The sequence below is a fragment of the Streptomyces sp. B21-105 genome (genome assembly GCF_036898465.1).
In the GTDB taxonomy this organism is placed as follows: domain Bacteria; phylum Actinomycetota; class Actinomycetes; order Streptomycetales; family Streptomycetaceae; genus Streptomyces.
The window spans coordinates 8185384-8201305 of record NZ_JARUMJ010000001.1 but is presented as its reverse complement, the minus strand read 5'-3'; the positions used below and the strand labels follow the sequence as shown (position 1 = coordinate 8201305).

Genomic DNA, 15922 nt, shown 5'->3' with positions numbered 1-15922 from the left:
TCCCCGCAAGACCCTCAAGGAGCTGCACCCTCATGCGCATCGGAATCCTCGGCCTCGGCCGCATCGGCGCCTTCCACGCCGAGACCCTCTCCGGACTCGACGCCGTCGAGTCGCTCGTCGTGGCCGATCCGTTCGCCGAAGCTGCCAAGACCGCCGCCGAGCGGTTCGGCGCCGAGGTGGCGGACTCCCCCGAGGCCGTGCTGGCCGCCGGGGTGGACGGCGTCGTGATCGCCGCGGCGACCGACGCCCACCCGGGCCTGATCCTCGCCGCCGTCGAGGCGGGCATCCCCGTCTTCTGCGAGAAGCCCGTCGCGCGGACGATGGCCGAGGGGGTCGAGGTGCTCAAGGCCGTCCAGGGCAGTCGGGTGCCGATCCAGATCGGCTACAACCGCCGTTTCGACGCGGGCTTCGTCGCCGCGCGGGCCGCGGTGCAGGCCGGTGAGCTGGGCACACTGCACACGGTCCGCTCGACCACGCTGGACCCGGCCCCGCCGCCCGCCGCGTACGTGGCCGCGTCCGGCGGCATCTTCCGGGACTGCTCCGTGCACGACTTCGACATCATCCGCTGGGTCACCGGCCGCGAGGTGAGCGAGGTGTACGCGGTCGGCGGCAACCGGGGCGCCGACTACATCAAGGCGGCGGGCGACGCCGACACCACCGGCGCGATCCTCACCCTGGACGACGACACGATCGCGGTGGTGTCCAACTCCCGCCACAACGCCCGGGGTTACGACGTGCGGATGGAGATCCACGGCTTCACCGACTCGATCGCCGTGGGTCTGGAGGACAAGCTGCCGCTGCGCTCGGTGGAGCCCGGGGTCACCTTCCCGGCCGGCACCCCGCACGACTTCTTCATGGACCGCTTCACCGCCGCCTACCGCGCCGAACTCACCGCGTTCACCGAGGTCGTGTCCGGCGCCCGCCCCTCGCCCTGCACGATCGAGGACGCCCTGGAGGCGGGCTGGATCGCCGAGGCGTGCACGCTGTCCCTGCACGAGCACCGGCCGGTGACGATCGCGGAGGTGCGCGGCTCCTGACGGCTCCCGAAGCGGCCGGGCGAGGGCGGCCGGGGACGAGGGCGTGCCACGCCCCGGCCCCCGGGCGCCCTCGCCGTGTTCACAGGCCGTAGCGGATGGCGACCTGATCCGGGTCGTAGGCGTCCCGCGCGGGGTCACGTGGGGTCGCCGGCCGCTCCTCCACCAGGTCCTGCGGGTTCACCCGTTCCGGCAGCGCACCGAACCGGGCCCGACGCCCGACCTCCGCCGCGTCCGTCGTGTGCGCCCCTTGCGCCGCGTCCGTCGTGTGCGACACGTCCGTCGCGTCCGCCCGCTGTTCTTCCGGTCGCCCCGTGTGCTGCTCTTCCCGCATGTCACCCTCCCCGCCCGCTCGGCACGTTTCCCGTCCCGTCCGCGCCTTCTGTCTTCTGGAACGTCCACGCCACGCCATCGGTTCCGGTACCGGACCCGCATACGAGCGCGGGAGCGGCGCCGCCTGTCGGCGACGGCCGCTCCCGTCCGGTACTGCGCGCGTCTTGGGACTTGCCCGGGGAAAGCCGGGGAAAGTCCTACGGACGTCTCACGACTTGCCCTCGCCCGAGGCCGCCACGGGGGCGGTGAGGTCCTTCGCCTCGGGGAGTTCGTCGACGTCGACGCCGCGGACCTGCGACAACTCGTGCTTGAGGGCGGCGAGTTCGGCGCCCCCGGCCATGTGGTTGGTGAGCTCTTCGAGGCTGACCTGGTCGCGGGAGGCGGTGAGTTCCATGGTGCCCAGACGCAGGACGCTGAAGTGGTCGCCGACCATGTAGGCGTGGTGGGGGTTGTGGGTGATGAAGATGACGCCGAGGCCGCGGTCGCGGGCGGCGGCGATGTACTTCAGCACCACGCCGGACTGCTTGACGCCCAGGGCGGCGGTGGGCTCGTCCAGGATCAGCACCCGGGCGCCGAAGTAGACGGCGCGCGCGATCGCCACGCACTGGCGCTGCCCGCCGGAGAGGGTGCCGATGGGCTGTTCCATGTCGTCCAGGACGATGCCCATGTTGCGCAGTTCGCGGTCGGCGGTCTGCTTCATGGCGTCGATGTCGAGACGGCGCACGGGCCAGGGGCCCTTGGTCATCTCGGAGCCGAGGAAGAAGTTGCGCCACACCGGCATCAGCGGCACGGTGGCCAGGTCCTGGTAGACGGTGGCGATGCCGCGGTCGAGGGCCTCGCGCGGGCTGGTGAACCGCACCGGGCCGCCGTCGACGAGGAACTCGCCCTCGGTGTGCTGGTGCAGCCCCGACACAATCTTGATGAGGGTGGACTTGCCGGCGCCGTTGTCGCCCAGCACACACGTCACCCGGCCCGGGTGGACGGCCAGACTCACGCCGTGCAGGGCACGGACGTTGCCGTACGACTTGCCCGCGCCGCGCAGTTCGACGATCGCCGCGTCGCCCCCCGGCTCGGGAACACTGTCCGCGAGGACGGCCCCGTGGACACCGGTGCTGCCGTCGCTGCCGGTGTTGTCGTTGCTGTCGGTGTTGTCGTTGCTGTCGGTGGATGTCATGGGGTGGGTCACCTCCGGGTCGCCGCGCGGCTGACCCACAGATTGATCAGGACGGCGCCGAGGAGCATCACGCCGAGGAAGGCCTTGAACCAGTCCGGGTTCCAGTTGGCGTAGACGATGCCCTGCTGCACCATGCCGAACATGAACGCACCGAACACCGGACCGATCGCCGAGCCCGCGCCGCCGGTCAGCAGACAGCCGCCGATCACCGCCGCGGAGATGTAGATCAACTCCTGGCCCACGCCCTCACCCGACTGCACGGTGTTGAACGTGAACAGCTGATGCATCCCGACGAACCAGGCGCCCAGGCCGACCAGCATGAACAGCGAGATCTTCGTGAACGTCACCGGCACGCCGACCGCCCGCGCCGACTCCTTGTTCCCGCCCACCGCGAAGATCCAGTTGCCGTACCGGGTGCGCAGCAGCACCCACGTCGCCAGCGCCGCGAACACCAGCCAGTACACGATTGTGATCTTCACCTGGACGTCGCCGATGTGGAACGACGACGCGAAGACCTTCCGCGCCTGCCCGAACCCGTCCATGTCACTGATGTCGTCGGTCGCCACGTTCGTGGTGACCAGCTTCGTCACCGCCAGGTTCACGCCCTGCAGGATCAGGAACGTGCCCAACGTGATCAGGAAGCTCGGCAGGCCGGTTCTCACCACCATCCAGCCGTTGAGGAACCCGATCCCCAGCGACACCGCCAGTGCCACCACCACACCGACCCACACGTTCATGGTCAGCTGGTAGCTGAGCATGCTCGCGGTGAGCGCCGAGGTGATCACCGCGACACCCGACGACAGATCGAACTCCCCGCCGATCATCAGCAGCGCCACCGGCAACGCCATGATCCCGATGGTCGACGACTGATACAGGATGTTCGCCATCGCCGCGCCCTCACGCACCGGAGGCGCCGCGACCAGGAAGAAGACGTACACCGCGACCGCGCCGAGGAACACCCCGACCTCGGGACGCGCCAGCAGCCTCAGCGCGAGCGGACGCCGGGCGGTCCGGCCGTCGGCCTGCTCTGGGCCGGAGGCCGGCGGTGTCCCCACCGCCGGCTCCGCATGCTGGGTCCCGCTCATCACCGAGTGCCCTTCGCGGCGTACGCGGCGACCGCGTCGACGTTGGACTTGTCGACGAAGGCCGGGCCGGTCAGCACGGGCTGCTCGCCGCCGCCCATGTAGTTGCCGTTGTTCTTGTAGAGCCACAGCGAGTCGATCGCCAAGTAGCCCTGGAGGTAGGGCTGCTGGTCGACGGCGAACTGGATCGTGCCCTTGCTGATGGCGCCGGTCAGGTCCTTGTTGAGGTCGAAGGTCGCGATCTTCGCCTTGCTGCCCGCGTCGGCCACCGACTGCACCGACGTCAGCGCGAACGGGGCGCCGAGGGTGACCACGTAGTCGATGGCCTTGTCCTGGCTCAGCTTGGCGGTGATCGTCGACTTCACCGACGGCATGTCGGTGCCGTTGACGTTGAGGACCTCCGTGGTGCCCTTGAAGGTCTTCTTCACGCCGTCGCAGCGCTGGGTGAGGCCGATGTTGCCCTGCTCCTGGATGACACAGACGGCCTTCTTGGCCCCCTCGGTGTTGAGCCGGTTGCCGAGGGCCTCGCCGGCCACGGTCTCGTCCTGGCCGAAGAACTCCATCAGGCCGAGGTTCTTCCACTCGCTGACACCGGAGTTGAGGCCCACGACGGGTATCTTCGCGGTCTTCGCCTTGGCTATGACGTCCTTGAGGGCGTCCGGCTTGGCCAGGGTGACGGCGATGCCGTCGACCTTCTGGTCGATCGCGTTCTGGATCAGGTTGGCCTGGGTGCCGGCGTTCGGGTCGGCGGAGTAGACCAGCTCGACGTTGTCCTTGGCGGCGGCCGCCTCGGCGCCCTTGCGGACGATGTCCCAGAAGGTGTCACCGGGCGACTGGTGGGTCACCAGCGCCACCTTCATCCGCGGGGTGCTCGCCTTGCCGGCGGAGGCGCCGTCCGCGCTCTCATCGGACTTCTTCCCCCCGGAGCTGCTGGAGCAGCCCGCGAGAGTCAGGGCCACCGCCGCGGCCATGGCCACGACCGGAGCGATGCTGCGTGAGCGGGACGGAGAAGAGCTTTCCATCTTTCCTGCACCTCACTGTGCGACAGAGAAAACGACGGGGATCGGGTGACGGCGATCGGAAGGACCCGGTGCCCTTTTCTCTTCAGATTGGGGCCGGGGGGCCGGGTCCGCGACTGTTCAGGTGTCCCGGACCCGGCCTGTGCACTGCTGGGACCGGATTCAATTCCTTGGCGGGCCCACTGTCAATACTTTGTTATGACATCATTTCACGAGCAGGTCCGAATGTAAGAACAAAGCCTTGACAGTGCGAGCTCCCGGGACCTACACCTTGGGGAGTGCCGGGTTCCGATTGCCGTGAGGAGCCTCCCATACGGCGCGATCACCCGGACAACCGGACCTGATCTTGACGCGGGCGACAGGTTCCGCGGTCCGCGCCGCGCTGCGCCGACGACCCGAAAGGGGTGCCCGGATGGCGAAGACCAGCGCCCGAAACCGTGCCGCGCCCGGTTCGGCGTCCGGCTCCGCGTCCGGTTCGGCGTCCGGTTCGGCGTCCGGTTCGGCGCTCGAGACGCTGCACTTCGCACTCGACCGCACCAGCCCGGTGCCGCTCTACCACCAGCTCGCCCGGCAGTTGGAGAAGGCGATCGAGCGGGGGGTGCTCGCCCCGGGCGATCTGCTGGGCAACGAGATCGACCTGTCGACCCGGCTCGGGCTGTCCCGCCCGACGGTCCGCCAGGGGATCCAGTCGCTCGTCGACAAGGGGCTGCTGGTGCGCCGGCGCGGCGTCGGCACGCAGGTGGTGCACAGCCAGGTGAAGCGGCCGCTGGAGCTCAGCAGCCTGTACGACGACCTGGAGGCGGCCGGCCAGGGACCGACGACGCGCGTCGTGCGCAACGAGCGGGTGCCGGCGACCGCGGACGTCGCCGCCGCGCTGGCCGTCGCGGAGGGCAGCGAGGTCACGCTCCTGGAGCGGCTGCGCGCCACGCACGGGCAGCCGGTGGCGTTCCTGTCCAACTACCTGCCTTCGGCGCTGCCCGACTTCGGCACCGGGCGCCTGGAGTCGACGGGCCTGTACCGGCTGCTGCGCACCGCGGGCGTCACCCTGCACAGCGCCCGCCAGACGGTGGGCGCGCGCGCCGCCACCGCCGAGGAGGCCGCCCTCCTCGACGAGACGGAGGGGGCGGCCCTGCTGACCATGCGGCGTACCGCGTACGACGACAGCGGCCGGGCGGTCGAGTACGGGACGCACATCTACCGCGCGTCCCGGTACGCGTTCGACTTCCAGCTGCTGGTCAGACCGTGAGGCCGTGCGCCCCGGCACGACGAGGGCCCAGCCGACCCAGCCGGCCCAGCGGACTCGACGGACTCGACGGACCCAGCCGCCCCGGCCGACTCAGCGGGGTGCCATCCGCAGGGCGCCGTCCATCCTGATGGTCTCGCCGTTGAGGTAGTCGTGATCGACGATCGTCAGCGCGAGCCGGGCGTACTCCTCGGGGCGGGCCAGCCGGCGCGGGAAGGGCACGCCGGCCGCGAGCGAGGCGCGGAACTCCTCCGACACGGTCGCCAGCATCGGCGTCTCCACGACCCCCGGCGCGATGGTGCACACCCGGATGCCGTACTGGGCCAGGTCGCGGGCGGCCGGCAGGGTCAGCCCGACGACCCCGCCCTTGGAGGACGCGTACGCGGCCTGGCCGATCTGGCCGTCGTACGCGGCGATCGAGGCGGTGTTGACGATGACACCCCGCTGGCCGTCCTCGTCGGCCTCCGTCCCGGCGATGGCCTCCGAGGCGAGCGCGAGCACGTTGAACGTGCCGATCAGGTTGATCTGGATCACCTTGGCGTACAGGCCGAGGTCGTGGACGCCCTTCTTGCCGAGGATCCGCGCCGACGGGCCGATGCCGGCGCAGTTGACGACCGTCCGCAACGGCACGCCCGACCCGGCCGCGGTCGCGACGGCGGCCCGGACCTGCTCGGGGTCGGTGACGTCGGCGGGCACATAGGTGACGCCGTCGACCTCGGGCGCCTTGTCGACGCCGTCCTTGAGGTCGAGGGCGAAGACCCGCGCGCCGCGCCCGGCGAGGGCCTGCGCGGTGGCCGCGCCGAGGCCGGACGCACCGCCGGTGACGAGGGCGGCGGTGTTCTCGAGCTGCATCATCACTCCTTGCCGAGGACGGTGAGCACACCGCCCTCGTCGCGGTCCAGCGCACGGGAGATGATCATGCGCTGGATCTGGTTGGTTCCTTCGAAGATCTGCATGACCTTGGCCTCGCGCATGAAACGCTCCACCGGGAAGTCACGGGTGTATCCGTACCCCCCGAGGACCTGCACGGCGTCCGTGGTCACCTTCATGGCGTTGTCCGTGGCCACGAGTTTGGCGATGGACGCCTCCCGCGTGAAGGGCAGGCCGAGGTCCTTCAGCCGGGCGGCGGCCAGCGCGGTGGCCCGCGCCGACTCGATGGCGGCGCCCATGTCGGCGAGCACGAAGGCCAGGCCCTGGTGCTCGATGATCGGCTTGCCGAAGGTCTCCCGTTCGCGCGCGTAGCGCACCGCGTGGTCCAAGGCGCCCTGGGCGAGACCGGTGGCGACGGCGGCGATGCCCAGGCGGCCGCAGTCGAGGGAGGCGAGCGCGATCTTCAGCCCCTGCCCCTCCTCCCCGATCCGGCGTTCGACGGGCACCCGGACGTCCTCGAACCGCATGGTCGCGGTCGCCGAGCCCGTCAGGCCCATCTTGCGCTCCGGCGGGTCGGCGCTGAGCCCGGGGGCGTCGGCCGGGACGAGGAAGCAGGAGATGCCGTGCGTCCGGTCGTCGGAGGTGCGGGCCATGACCGTGTAGAAGTCGGCGTAGCCGCCGTGCGTGGTCCACGCCTTGGTGCCGTTCAGCACATAGGCGTCGCCGTCGCGGACCGCGCGGGTGAGCATGGCCGCCGGATCGGAGCCGGCGTGCGGCTCGGACAGGCAGTACGCGCCGAGCATGTCACCGGCCAGCATGTCCGGCAGCCACCTGCGCCGCTGCTCCGCGCTGCCGAACCGGGCCAGCGGGAAGCAGGACAGGGCGTGCACGGAGATCCCCACGGCGACGCTCGACCAGACCGCGGCGACCTCCTCGAGGACCTGGAGGTAGACGCCGTAGGGCTGGTCCGCCCCGCCGTCCTCCTCGGCGAAGGGCAGCCCGAGCAGGCCGCTGCGGCCGAGGGTGCGGAAGACGTCCCGGGGGAACGCCCCGTCCGCCTCCGCGTCGGCGACCCGGGGTGCGAGTTCCTTGGCGGCGAGGGTACGCGTGAGCTGGATGAGCTCGACGGCTTCCTCGGTCGGCAGGGCGCGGGTGGCAGGCATGGTGACCTCCACGGAGAAGTGCGGAAAGTGCGGCACGTGCCGGCAAGTGCCGGCAAGTACGGAGTACTGCGAATGATACTGACGTGCGTACGAACGTATCATTCACAGTACGCCATCGAGGCGGGGCACGGCCAGGCCGGAGAGCCGCTCGAGCGGTTCGGCGGCGGGATACCGGGCGCGCGGGTCAGGAGGAGACGGCGTGCACGATCAGTGAGGCGAGCTGTTCGTAGGCCTGCGCGTCGGTCAGTCCCGTGCGCGCCTGCAGCTCGCCCGTCTGGATCTGCCGCATGGTGGCGGCGGCGACCTCGCCGACGAACGCGGTGTGCACCTCGCGGAAGGCGCCGTCCGACACGCCTTCCGCGATCAGCCGGCGCACCCGCTCGGCGGCCATCCGCGTGTTGGCCTCGTACACCTCGCGGGCGGGCGGGAAGTCCGCCACGTCGTCGAGGAAGCGGCGGGAGAGCGGGCGCAGCTGCTCGGCCACGGCGGTCAGGTAGGCCCGCACGCGGTCCGAGGGCTCGGCCGTCAGCGCCACCCGCTTCTCGACGGCCTCGGTCGCCCCGCGGAAGTAGTGCTTGACCGCCTCGACGACCAGCCCCTGCTTGCTGCGCGCGAGCTGGTACAGCGTCGTCTTGGAGCAGCGCAGCCGCTCGGCGAGATCGTCGAGCGTGAGATGGGCGAACCCCTCCGCCGTCACCAGTGCGACGAGTCGTTCCAGCAGGTCGGCCTGTCTGGCGGTGCGGCGGGAGGACGGCATGATCCCCAGCGTAGCCTCCCTGGTTACTCCCTGGTTACTCCCCGGTCAGTGCCCGTCACCGCGTCTCTTCAACGCACCCGATCCCGCCGACGCACCGGATCCCGTCACCGCACCGCGTCCCGTCACCGCGCCGCGTCCCCTCAGTGCGCCGCGTCCAGCCGGGAGCACTGGTCCTCGGTCAGCTCCAGGTCGACGGCGGCCAGGTTCTCCTCCAGCTGCGCCACCGACGACGCCCCGGCCAACGGGACGATCGGCAGGTCCCCCGCCAACTGGCGTGCGAGCACGACCTGGTTGACGCTCGCACCGGTCTCCCGGGCGACCTCGTGCAGCACGGCGAGCCTGGCCGGGGTGCCCGGGTGGTCGTAGTCGGACGGCAGGGGCCGGTCCCGCCGGGTGTACGCGCCCTTGAGCAGCGGGGAGTAGGCGACCAGCGTCAGGCCGGGCTCCGCCCGCAGGTAGCCGAAGAGCTCCGGGCCGGCGTGCCCGAGGCTGCCGTCGGGGAAGAGGTCGTCGGGGATGTCGATGCGCGGGCGCAGATGACTGTGCTGGTACTGCAGCACCTCGTAACCGGGCAGGCCGGCCTCGGCGGCCAGGGCACGGGCCCGCTCCACCCGCCACATGGCCTGGTTGCTCACCCCGAGCAGTCCGACCGCGCCCTCGGCCACCAGCTCGGCGAAGGCCTCGACGGTCTCGCGCTGCGGCACGGCGTGGTCGTCGATGTGCGCGTAGAGAAGATCCAGCTTCCCGACGCCGAGCCGGTCCCGGCTGCGTTGTGCCGACTCGCGGATCGCCTTCGCCGAGAGGCCCTCCGCGTTGTCCGTGTAGCTGGTGCCGGGGGCCAGCGGACGGGCGCCGAGCTTGGTCGCGAAGACGATCTCGTCGCCGACGCCCCGGCTGCGCCGCCACCTGCCGAGCAGTTCCTCGCTCTGGCCGCCCTGGCCCCCGTCCACCCAGAACGCGTAGTTGTCGGACGTGTCGACGAAGTTCCCGCCGGCCTCGACGTACCGGTCGAGGATGGCGAAGGACGTCGCCTCGTCCGTCGTCGAACCGAACAGCATCGCCCCGAGGGCGAGGACGCTGACCTCGCGGCGGGTGGCCGGATCCGTGCCCAGTGTGCGGTACTTCACTGCTTTTCTCCCGTTCTGCCGGTGTTCACCGGCCCGGGTCGGGAGTCTTCCGCTTGAAGTGCGCTTGAACGCAAGGGGTTTGGCCCGGACGGTCGGCCGGGTGAGATCCCGGGCGGGGTCCCGGGGGAAATGTCGGGCCAGGGGCCGATTGTCGTAAGGGTGGACGCCGTGCACAATGCACGAGTCCGTCTCGCCCGGTGCACGACGGCGGTCCCTTGAGGAGGACGGGCCATGGTCACCGCCTGGTGGTTGCCGGTGGCGGCGCTGACAGGCGCGGGCGCCGCCGGTCTGCCGACGTTCTGGCGCATGCGCCGGAAGGCCTCGGCGCGGGTGGCGGAGCTGGCCCGGCTGGAGCACCTGGTGGAGCGCCGGGCCGAGCAGGTCACCGCGCTCAGCCACGAGCTGCGCACCCCGCTCAGCATGATCAAGGGCGCGGTGGATCTGCTGCGGGAGAGGTCGCCGGGGCCGCTGACCGCGGCGCAGGAGCGGTTGCTGCTGGTCGCCGACCATCAGTCGACGCAGGTCATCAGTCTGTGCGAGAGCCTGCTGATCCAGGCGAAGATCGAGGCGGGGCTGTTCACGCCGCGCATGGAGAGGGTGGACGTGTCGGTGGTGGCGCGGGACGTCGTCACCGCGATGCGGCCGCTGTGCGCCCAGCGCGACCAGCGGGTCGGTCTGGACGTCCCGCAGGTGATGCCGCGGATCCCGGCGGACCCGATGCTGCTGCGACAGGCGCTGACGAACCTGCTGTCGAACGCGAGCCGGTTCACCACCACCGGCGGGAGCATCGACGTCCGCGTCGCGCTCATCGACACCGGCGTCGCCGTGTACGTCACCGACGACGGCGCCGGCATGACCCGGGCCGAGCGGCACCGGCTGTTCCACCGCTTCGCCACCGGACGGCCGCTGGCCGACGGGACGGGTCTCGGCCTCGTGATCACGAAGACGGTGGTGGAGCTGCACGGAGGCGAGATCATGGTGCACACCGCGTCGTCCCGCGGGACGACGTTCCTGCTGACCCTCCCCGACGCGTCATGACGGCCTCGGCGCAGACCGCTGCCCGGCCGACCGTGCTGGTCGTCGACGACGAGCCGCAGATGACGATCATCATCGAGTTCGCCCTGCAGACGCAGGGGTTCACCGTGCTCACCGCGCACGACGGGGCGACCGCGCTGAACCTGCTGCGTCACCACGCCGTCGACCTGGTCGTGCTGGACGTGATGATGCCCGCGATGGACGGGCTCACCCTGTGCGGGCGGATCCGGGCGCGGTCGGACGTCCCGGTCATGCTGCTCACCGCGCTGTCCCGGCACGACGACGTGATCGCGGGCCTGGAACACGGCGCCGACGACTACGTGACCAAGCCCTTCCACCCGCGTGAGGTGGCGCTGCGCGCCCAGGCCCTGGTGCGCCGGCACCGCCGGGGCAGCGGCGGCGCGGTGCGGGTGGGCCGTCTGGTGATCGACCCGGCGGCGCAGTCGGCGACGCTGGCCGGGCGCCGGCTGGACCTGCCGTTCACGGAGTTCAAGCTGCTGTGCCACCTGGCCTCCCGCCGGGGTGTGCCGCAGTCCTGGCAGGACCTGCTGCGGGAGGTGTGGGGCGCCACGGACCTGCTGGGCGGACGGGACGTGGTCAAGTCCACGGTGTACCGGCTGCGTTCACGGCTGGCCGGCGTGCCCGGCGGCTCGGCGTACCTGCGCACCCTGCGCGGCGTCGGCTATCTGATGCCGGACCTGCCCGTGGAGGACGACGAGAACAGCGCGGGCGGCGAGGGCGTCACGGGCGACGCGGACGGTCCCGGCGAGGAGCCGCAGTAGCCGGCGGCGGCACGTCGGGGCGGCCCGCCGACGGCGGCGGCACGCGTTGGTGACGGCGCTGTCACCGAGGCTCACCGCTCCGTCACCGCAGGCCCGTTCACCCGCTCCTAACGTGGCCGCAACATCGCTCGACCGGGCCGGTCGGGCTCGCACACGCGGAGGTCAACGTCGTGACAGTCGTGACTAGGGGAAGACGATCGCGCCGCGCCGCGGCAGTGACGGCGGCGGTTCTGGCGGCCGTGGTCGCCGCCGCGAGCGGCTGTGCGCGCGAGGCGGGCGACGTCGACGCCGCGCAGGACGGCGGCGTCGTGCACGTCGCCTGCGGCGCCACCGAGGAGTGGTGCGCCGCCACCACGAAGCAGTTCGCGAAGACCTCCGGGGTGAAGGCCGACTTCGTCCGGCTCTCCAGCGGCGAGGCGCTGGCCCGGATCCAGGCCGGCAAGGGCAACGCGGAGTTCGACGTCTGGTACGGCGGCCCGGCGGACGGGTACGCGGCCGCCGGCGACCAGAAGCTGCTGGAGCCGTACGTGTCGCCGAACGCGGCCGTCATCCCCGCCAAGTACAAGGACGCCTCCGGTCTGTGGACCGGCGTCTACGTCGGGGTCCTCGGATTCTGCAGCAACAGCGCGCTGCTGAAGGAGAAGGGCCTCAGCGCCCCGCGGTCCTGGGCCGACCTGCTCGACCCGAAGCTGAAGGACGACGTCGGCATCGCGCACCCGTCGACGTCGGGCACGGCCTACACGGCCCTGTGGACGCAGGTGCAGCTGGCCGGCGGGGACGAGGACAAGGGCTTGGCGTACATGCGCAAGCTGCACCCCAACGTGCTGCAGTACACCAAGTCCGGCTCGGCGCCGGCGCAGATGACGGCGCGCGGCGAGGTCGCCGTCGGCGTCATCTTCTCCCATGACTGCGCGGCCACCAAGGAGGCCGGTTTCCCGGGTCTGGAGGTGACCTTCCCCGCCGAGGGCACGGGCTACGAGACCGGCGGCGTCGCGCTGGTCAAGGGCGGTAAGGACCCGGTGAGCGCGCGGAAGTTCGTCGACTGGGCGCTCACCCCGCAGGCGCAGGAGATAGGCGCCGGCGTCAAGGCGTACCAGGTCCCCACCAACCCGAACGCCAAGGTGTCCCACAAGGTCGTGGACCTGGCCGCCGTCAAGCTGGTGGACTACGACGCGGCCCGGGCCGGAGCGGCGAAGTCGGCGCTCACCAAGCGGTTCGACGAAGAAGTCGCGCAGGCGCCCAAGTCATGACCACGAAGCTCTCCGGCCACGCGCCGTCCCCGTCCGCCCCCTACGGCCCGTCCGCCCCGACCGCCCCGACCGGGGCGGCGGTGCCGCGCAGCCGCCGCCGGCCCGATCTGGGCGTGCGGATCCTGATCATCGCCGTCGCCCTGCTGGTGGTGATCGGCTCGGCGGTTCCCCTGGTCGCGGTGCTCGCCACCGCCTTCGCACCCGACGCGCTGCCGCGCTACGCGGAGTTCTTCACCTCGTGGGTCGACCTGGTCGTGCTGCGCAACACCCTGGTGCTCGGCACGCTCGTCGGGGTCTGCGGCACGGCGCTCGGCTTCCTGTTCGCGTTCGTCCAGGCCCGGCTCGACGTGCCGGGAAAGAAGATCCTGCACGTCGTCGCCCTGCTGCCGATCGTCAGCCCGCCCTTCGCGATCGCCACGGCCACGGTCGTGCTGTACGGGCGGCGCGGCGTCGTCAGCAACGGCGTGTTCGGCCTGGAGTACGACATCTACGGCCTCGACGGGCTGGTGTTCGTGCTGTCCCTGTCGCTCTTCCCCGTGGCGTATCTGGGGCTCCTCGGCATGCTGCGGGGGCTGGACCCGGCGCTGGAGGAGGCGGCCATGAACATGGGCGCCTCCCGGTGGCGGATCCTGCGCACGGTGATCCTGCCGCTGGTGGCGCCGGGGCTGGTCGCGCCGTTCCTGCTGCTGTTCGTGGAGGCGATCGCCGACCTGGCCAACCCGCTGGTGCTGGGCGGCGACTACACCGTACTGGCCGGCCGCGCATATCTGGCGGTCACCGGCGAGTACGACATCACGGGCGCCTCGGTGTACTGCGTGATCCTGCTGGTGCCGTCGCTGGCGATGTACTTCGGGCAGCGGCGGTGGATGAACCGGAAGGTGCGCACCACCATCACCGGCCGGCCCTCCGGCAGCGTCCATCTGATCGGCGGCTGGGCCAGGTGGCCGTTCTACGGTCTGGCGCTGCTGGCCGCCGCGGTGATCCTGAGCCTGTACGGCACCGTGATCATGGGATCCATGACCCGGGTGTTCGGCGTCGACAACACGTTCACCCTCGACTACCTCGAGGAGGTCGTCGCCGGGGTCGGCGTGGAGGCGGTGCTGGACACGCTCAAGTTCGCCGCCATCGCCACGCCCGTGGCGGGCATCGTCGGTCTGGTCATCGCCTGGCTCGTCGTGCGGCACCTGGACCGCACGGCCTGGCTGCTCGACCTCGGCGGCACGCTGGGCGTCGCCGTCCCCGGCACCGTGCTGGGCATCGGGTTCGTGCTGGCGTACCGGCCGGACCGGTGGATCGGCCCGGTGCACGCGCTGCCGAGCCTGGTCGGCGGGAGCGCTGTCGCCGGGGGCGCGGTCGCCATCGTGCTCGCGTACATCGTCCGCAGCGTTCCGGCCGGCCAGCGCACCGCGGTGGGCTCGCTCACCCAGCTGCACCCCTACATCGAACAGGCGTCGACGGACCTGGGGGCGAGCCCCCTGCAGACCTTCCGCCGGGTGACGCTCCCCCTCATCCGGCCGGCGCTGCTGACCGGGCTGAGCTACAGCTTCGCCCGGAGCATGACCTCCGTCTCCACGATCGTCCTGCTCGTCACCCCCCAGACGAAGATCATCACGTCGCAGGTCCTCAGTGCCGCCGGCACGGGCCGGTACGGCGTCGCCTTCGCCTACTGCACCGTGCTCACCGTGCTGGTGCTGGCGGGCTTCGCGGTGATCCGCGTCCTCGTCGGCGCCGGCGCCGCCCTGCAGCGCACCGCCACCTCCGAAAGGCAGAAGTCATGACCGCCGCCGCGCCCGAACTCCACCCCGCGCCGGTGCGCGAGGCCGACAGCGGACACCTGCGGCTCGACGCGCTGACCAAGCGGTTCACCGGCCGCTCCGGCACGGTGACCGCCGTCGACAGCGTCGGTCTCGACGTCGAGCCCGGCGAGTTCATCACCCTGCTCGGTCCGTCCGGCTGCGGCAAGACCACCACGTTGCGGATGGTGGCCGGCTTCGAGGAGTCCTCCAGCGGCAGCATCCTGCTCGACGGCCGGGCCATCGACGCGATGCCCCCGCAGCGCAGGCCCATGGCGATGGTGTTCCAGAGCTACGCGCTGTTCCCGCACATGACGGTGGCGGAGAACATCGCCTACGGGATGCGGCTGCAGCGCCGGTCCCGCGACGACATCGCCACCAGCATGCGGATGGCCGTCACCAGCATGAACCTGGTCGGTCTGGAGGACCGCAGCCCGCACGAGCTGTCCGGCGGCCAGCAGCAGCGGGTGGCGCTCGCCCGCGCCCTGGTGGTGCAGCCGAAGGTGCTGCTGTTCGACGAGCCGCTGTCCAACCTGGACGCCAAGCTGCGGGACGCGATGCGGGCGGAGATCCGGCGCATCCAGAAGATGTTCGGCATCACCAGTCTCTACGTCACCCACGACCAGGACGAGGCGATGAGCATGTCCGACCGGATCGTGGTGATGAACAAGGGACGAGTGGAGCAGGCGGCGACGCCGGGCGAGATCTACGCGCGGCCGGCCAGTGTCTTCGTCGCCGACTTCATCGGCCGCGCCAACTTCCTCGAGGCGGCCCCGGAGAGCGTCGGCGACGGCCGGGCCACGGTGAGCGTGCTCGGCCGTCGGCTCACCGTCGCCGCGCACCCCAAGGTGACGGCCGGCGCGACCGACACGTATCTGATGGTGCGTCCGGAGACCGTCAGGCTGAACGCCGTCACCGACGGCGGCACCGGGATCGGCGCGGTCCTGCGCTCCACGTTCCACGGTCCGACCACCGACTACGAGGTGGAGACGACCGGCGGCACCATCACCGTCACCGAACCGGGCGTCGACCCCCGGGAGGCGCTGACGGAGGGCACCAACGTCGACGTCGTCCTCGACCCGGACCGGGCCTACCTGCTCACCCAGGGATAGGTTCCCGTCCGCGGCAGGCCGCGGCGAACAACCGGAAACAACCGGAAACAGCCGGGAAGAGCCGGGAAGAGCCGGGAGCAGCCGGTAAAAGCCGGGAGCAGCCCGGAAACAGTCAGAAACGGACAGCGGTCGTATCTAAGTGTTCCGA

General features: G+C 71.2%; 15 protein-coding genes. 7 read left to right on the top strand and 8 right to left on the bottom strand.

The window, feature by feature from the left end:
• Nucleotides 1–32: 32 nt before the first annotated feature.
• Nucleotides 33–1037 (top strand): Gfo/Idh/MocA family protein, encoded by a 1005-nt coding sequence (locus QA802_RS36730; RefSeq protein WP_334532127.1) that lies wholly within the window; start codon nucleotides 33–35, stop codon nucleotides 1035–1037.
• A gap of 79 nt (nucleotides 1038–1116) precedes the next feature.
• Here QA802_RS36730 and QA802_RS36725 read toward each other — a convergent pair whose 3' ends face one another.
• From QA802_RS36725 to QA802_RS36710, 4 genes are all read right to left on the bottom strand, one after another.
• Entirely contained in the window at nucleotides 1117–1368 is a 252-nt protein-coding gene (locus QA802_RS36725) for a hypothetical protein (protein WP_416070954.1), read from the bottom strand.
• Between the two features lie 207 nt (nucleotides 1369–1575).
• Entirely contained in the window at nucleotides 1576–2541 is a 966-nt protein-coding gene (locus tag QA802_RS36720) for an ATP-binding cassette domain-containing protein (RefSeq protein WP_334532124.1), read from the bottom strand.
• Nucleotides 2542–2549: 8 nt separating this feature from the next.
• The gene (locus QA802_RS36715) at nucleotides 2550–3626 is read right to left on the bottom strand and encodes an ABC transporter permease (RefSeq protein ID WP_334532121.1); all 1077 of its coding nucleotides are present in this window, start codon (nucleotides 3624–3626) and stop codon (nucleotides 2550–2552) included.
• On the bottom strand, nucleotides 3626–4645 hold the full coding sequence (locus tag QA802_RS36710; RefSeq protein WP_334532118.1) for a sugar ABC transporter substrate-binding protein: 1020 nt from the start codon (nucleotides 4643–4645) through the stop codon (nucleotides 3626–3628). Before QA802_RS36710 ends, QA802_RS36715 begins: the two co-directional genes overlap by 1 nt.
• 511 nt (nucleotides 4646–5156) lie before the next feature.
• Here QA802_RS36710 and QA802_RS36705 point away from each other — a divergent pair.
• Nucleotides 5157–5888, top strand: a complete 732-nt coding sequence (locus tag QA802_RS36705; RefSeq protein WP_443042316.1) for a GntR family transcriptional regulator — start codon at nucleotides 5157–5159, stop codon at nucleotides 5886–5888.
• 90 nt (nucleotides 5889–5978) lie between these two features.
• Here QA802_RS36705 and QA802_RS36700 read toward each other — a convergent pair whose 3' ends face one another.
• The 4 genes from QA802_RS36700 to QA802_RS36685 form a co-directional block, all read right to left on the bottom strand.
• Nucleotides 5979–6737: an SDR family NAD(P)-dependent oxidoreductase gene (locus QA802_RS36700; protein ID WP_334535108.1), complete on the bottom strand. Its 759-nt coding sequence runs from the start codon at nucleotides 6735–6737 to the stop codon at nucleotides 5979–5981.
• Nucleotides 6738–6739: 2 nt separating this feature from the next.
• On the bottom strand, nucleotides 6740–7918 hold the full coding sequence (locus QA802_RS36695) for an acyl-CoA dehydrogenase family protein (protein ID WP_334532112.1): 1179 nt from the start codon (nucleotides 7916–7918) through the stop codon (nucleotides 6740–6742).
• Between the two features lie 184 nt (nucleotides 7919–8102).
• Nucleotides 8103–8675 (bottom strand): TetR/AcrR family transcriptional regulator, encoded by a 573-nt coding sequence (locus QA802_RS36690; protein ID WP_319170722.1) that lies wholly within the window; start codon nucleotides 8673–8675, stop codon nucleotides 8103–8105.
• Between the two features lie 140 nt (nucleotides 8676–8815).
• Nucleotides 8816–9802: an aldo/keto reductase gene (locus QA802_RS36685; protein ID WP_334532109.1), complete on the bottom strand. Its 987-nt coding sequence runs from the start codon at nucleotides 9800–9802 to the stop codon at nucleotides 8816–8818.
• 231 nt (nucleotides 9803–10033) lie between these two features.
• Between QA802_RS36685 and QA802_RS36680 the strand changes: the two genes are divergently transcribed.
• The 5 genes from QA802_RS36680 to QA802_RS36660 all read left to right on the top strand — a co-directional run bounded on the left by QA802_RS36680 (nucleotide 10034) and on the right by QA802_RS36660 (nucleotide 15774).
• On the top strand, nucleotides 10034–10840 hold the full coding sequence (locus QA802_RS36680) for a sensor histidine kinase (RefSeq protein WP_334532106.1): 807 nt from the start codon (nucleotides 10034–10036) through the stop codon (nucleotides 10838–10840).
• On the top strand, nucleotides 10837–11619 hold the full coding sequence (locus tag QA802_RS36675; RefSeq protein ID WP_334532104.1) for a response regulator transcription factor: 783 nt from the start codon (nucleotides 10837–10839) through the stop codon (nucleotides 11617–11619). Before QA802_RS36680 ends, QA802_RS36675 begins: the two co-directional genes overlap by 4 nt.
• Before the next feature lie 215 nt (nucleotides 11620–11834).
• Nucleotides 11835–12869 carry an ABC transporter substrate-binding protein gene (locus QA802_RS36670; RefSeq protein WP_334532101.1) on the top strand — a complete coding sequence of 345 codons (1035 nt, stop codon included), beginning with the start codon at nucleotides 11835–11837 and terminating at the stop codon, nucleotides 12867–12869.
• Nucleotides 12866–14647 (top strand): ABC transporter permease, encoded by a 1782-nt coding sequence (locus QA802_RS36665; protein WP_334532098.1) that lies wholly within the window; start codon nucleotides 12866–12868, stop codon nucleotides 14645–14647. Before QA802_RS36670 ends, QA802_RS36665 begins: the two co-directional genes overlap by 4 nt.
• Nucleotides 14644–15774: an ABC transporter ATP-binding protein gene (locus QA802_RS36660; RefSeq protein WP_319170716.1), complete on the top strand. Its 1131-nt coding sequence runs from the start codon at nucleotides 14644–14646 to the stop codon at nucleotides 15772–15774. The genes QA802_RS36665 and QA802_RS36660 overlap by 4 nt, the downstream gene beginning before the upstream one ends.
• Nucleotides 15775–15922: the final 148 nt, after the last annotated feature.

What these genes read in the sequence shown, in the direction of transcription:
- QA802_RS36700 (WP_334535108.1), bottom strand. Translation starts at nt 6,737, where the DNA reads ATGCAGCTCGAGAACACCGCCGCCCTCGTCACCGGCGGTGCGTCCGGC.
- QA802_RS36715 (WP_334532121.1), bottom strand. Translation starts at nt 3,626, where the DNA reads ATGAGCGGGACCCAGCATGCGGAGCCGGCGGTGGGGACACCGCCGGCC.
- QA802_RS36720 (WP_334532124.1), bottom strand. Translation starts at nt 2,541, where the DNA reads ATGACATCCACCGACAGCAACGACAACACCGACAGCAACGACAACACC.
- QA802_RS36680 (WP_334532106.1), top strand. Translation starts at nt 10,034, where the DNA reads ATGGTCACCGCCTGGTGGTTGCCGGTGGCGGCGCTGACAGGCGCGGGC.
- QA802_RS36725 (WP_416070954.1), bottom strand. Translation starts at nt 1,368, where the DNA reads ATGCGGGAAGAGCAGCACACGGGGCGACCGGAAGAACAGCGGGCGGAC.
- QA802_RS36675 (WP_334532104.1), top strand. Translation starts at nt 10,837, where the DNA reads ATGACGGCCTCGGCGCAGACCGCTGCCCGGCCGACCGTGCTGGTCGTC.
- QA802_RS36665 (WP_334532098.1), top strand. Translation starts at nt 12,866, where the DNA reads ATGACCACGAAGCTCTCCGGCCACGCGCCGTCCCCGTCCGCCCCCTAC.
- QA802_RS36660 (WP_319170716.1), top strand. Translation starts at nt 14,644, where the DNA reads ATGACCGCCGCCGCGCCCGAACTCCACCCCGCGCCGGTGCGCGAGGCC.
- QA802_RS36690 (WP_319170722.1), bottom strand. Translation starts at nt 8,675, where the DNA reads ATGCCGTCCTCCCGCCGCACCGCCAGACAGGCCGACCTGCTGGAACGA.
- QA802_RS36710 (WP_334532118.1), bottom strand. Translation starts at nt 4,645, where the DNA reads ATGGAAAGCTCTTCTCCGTCCCGCTCACGCAGCATCGCTCCGGTCGTG.
- QA802_RS36730 (WP_334532127.1), top strand. Translation starts at nt 33, where the DNA reads ATGCGCATCGGAATCCTCGGCCTCGGCCGCATCGGCGCCTTCCACGCC.
- QA802_RS36695 (WP_334532112.1), bottom strand. Translation starts at nt 7,918, where the DNA reads ATGCCTGCCACCCGCGCCCTGCCGACCGAGGAAGCCGTCGAGCTCATC.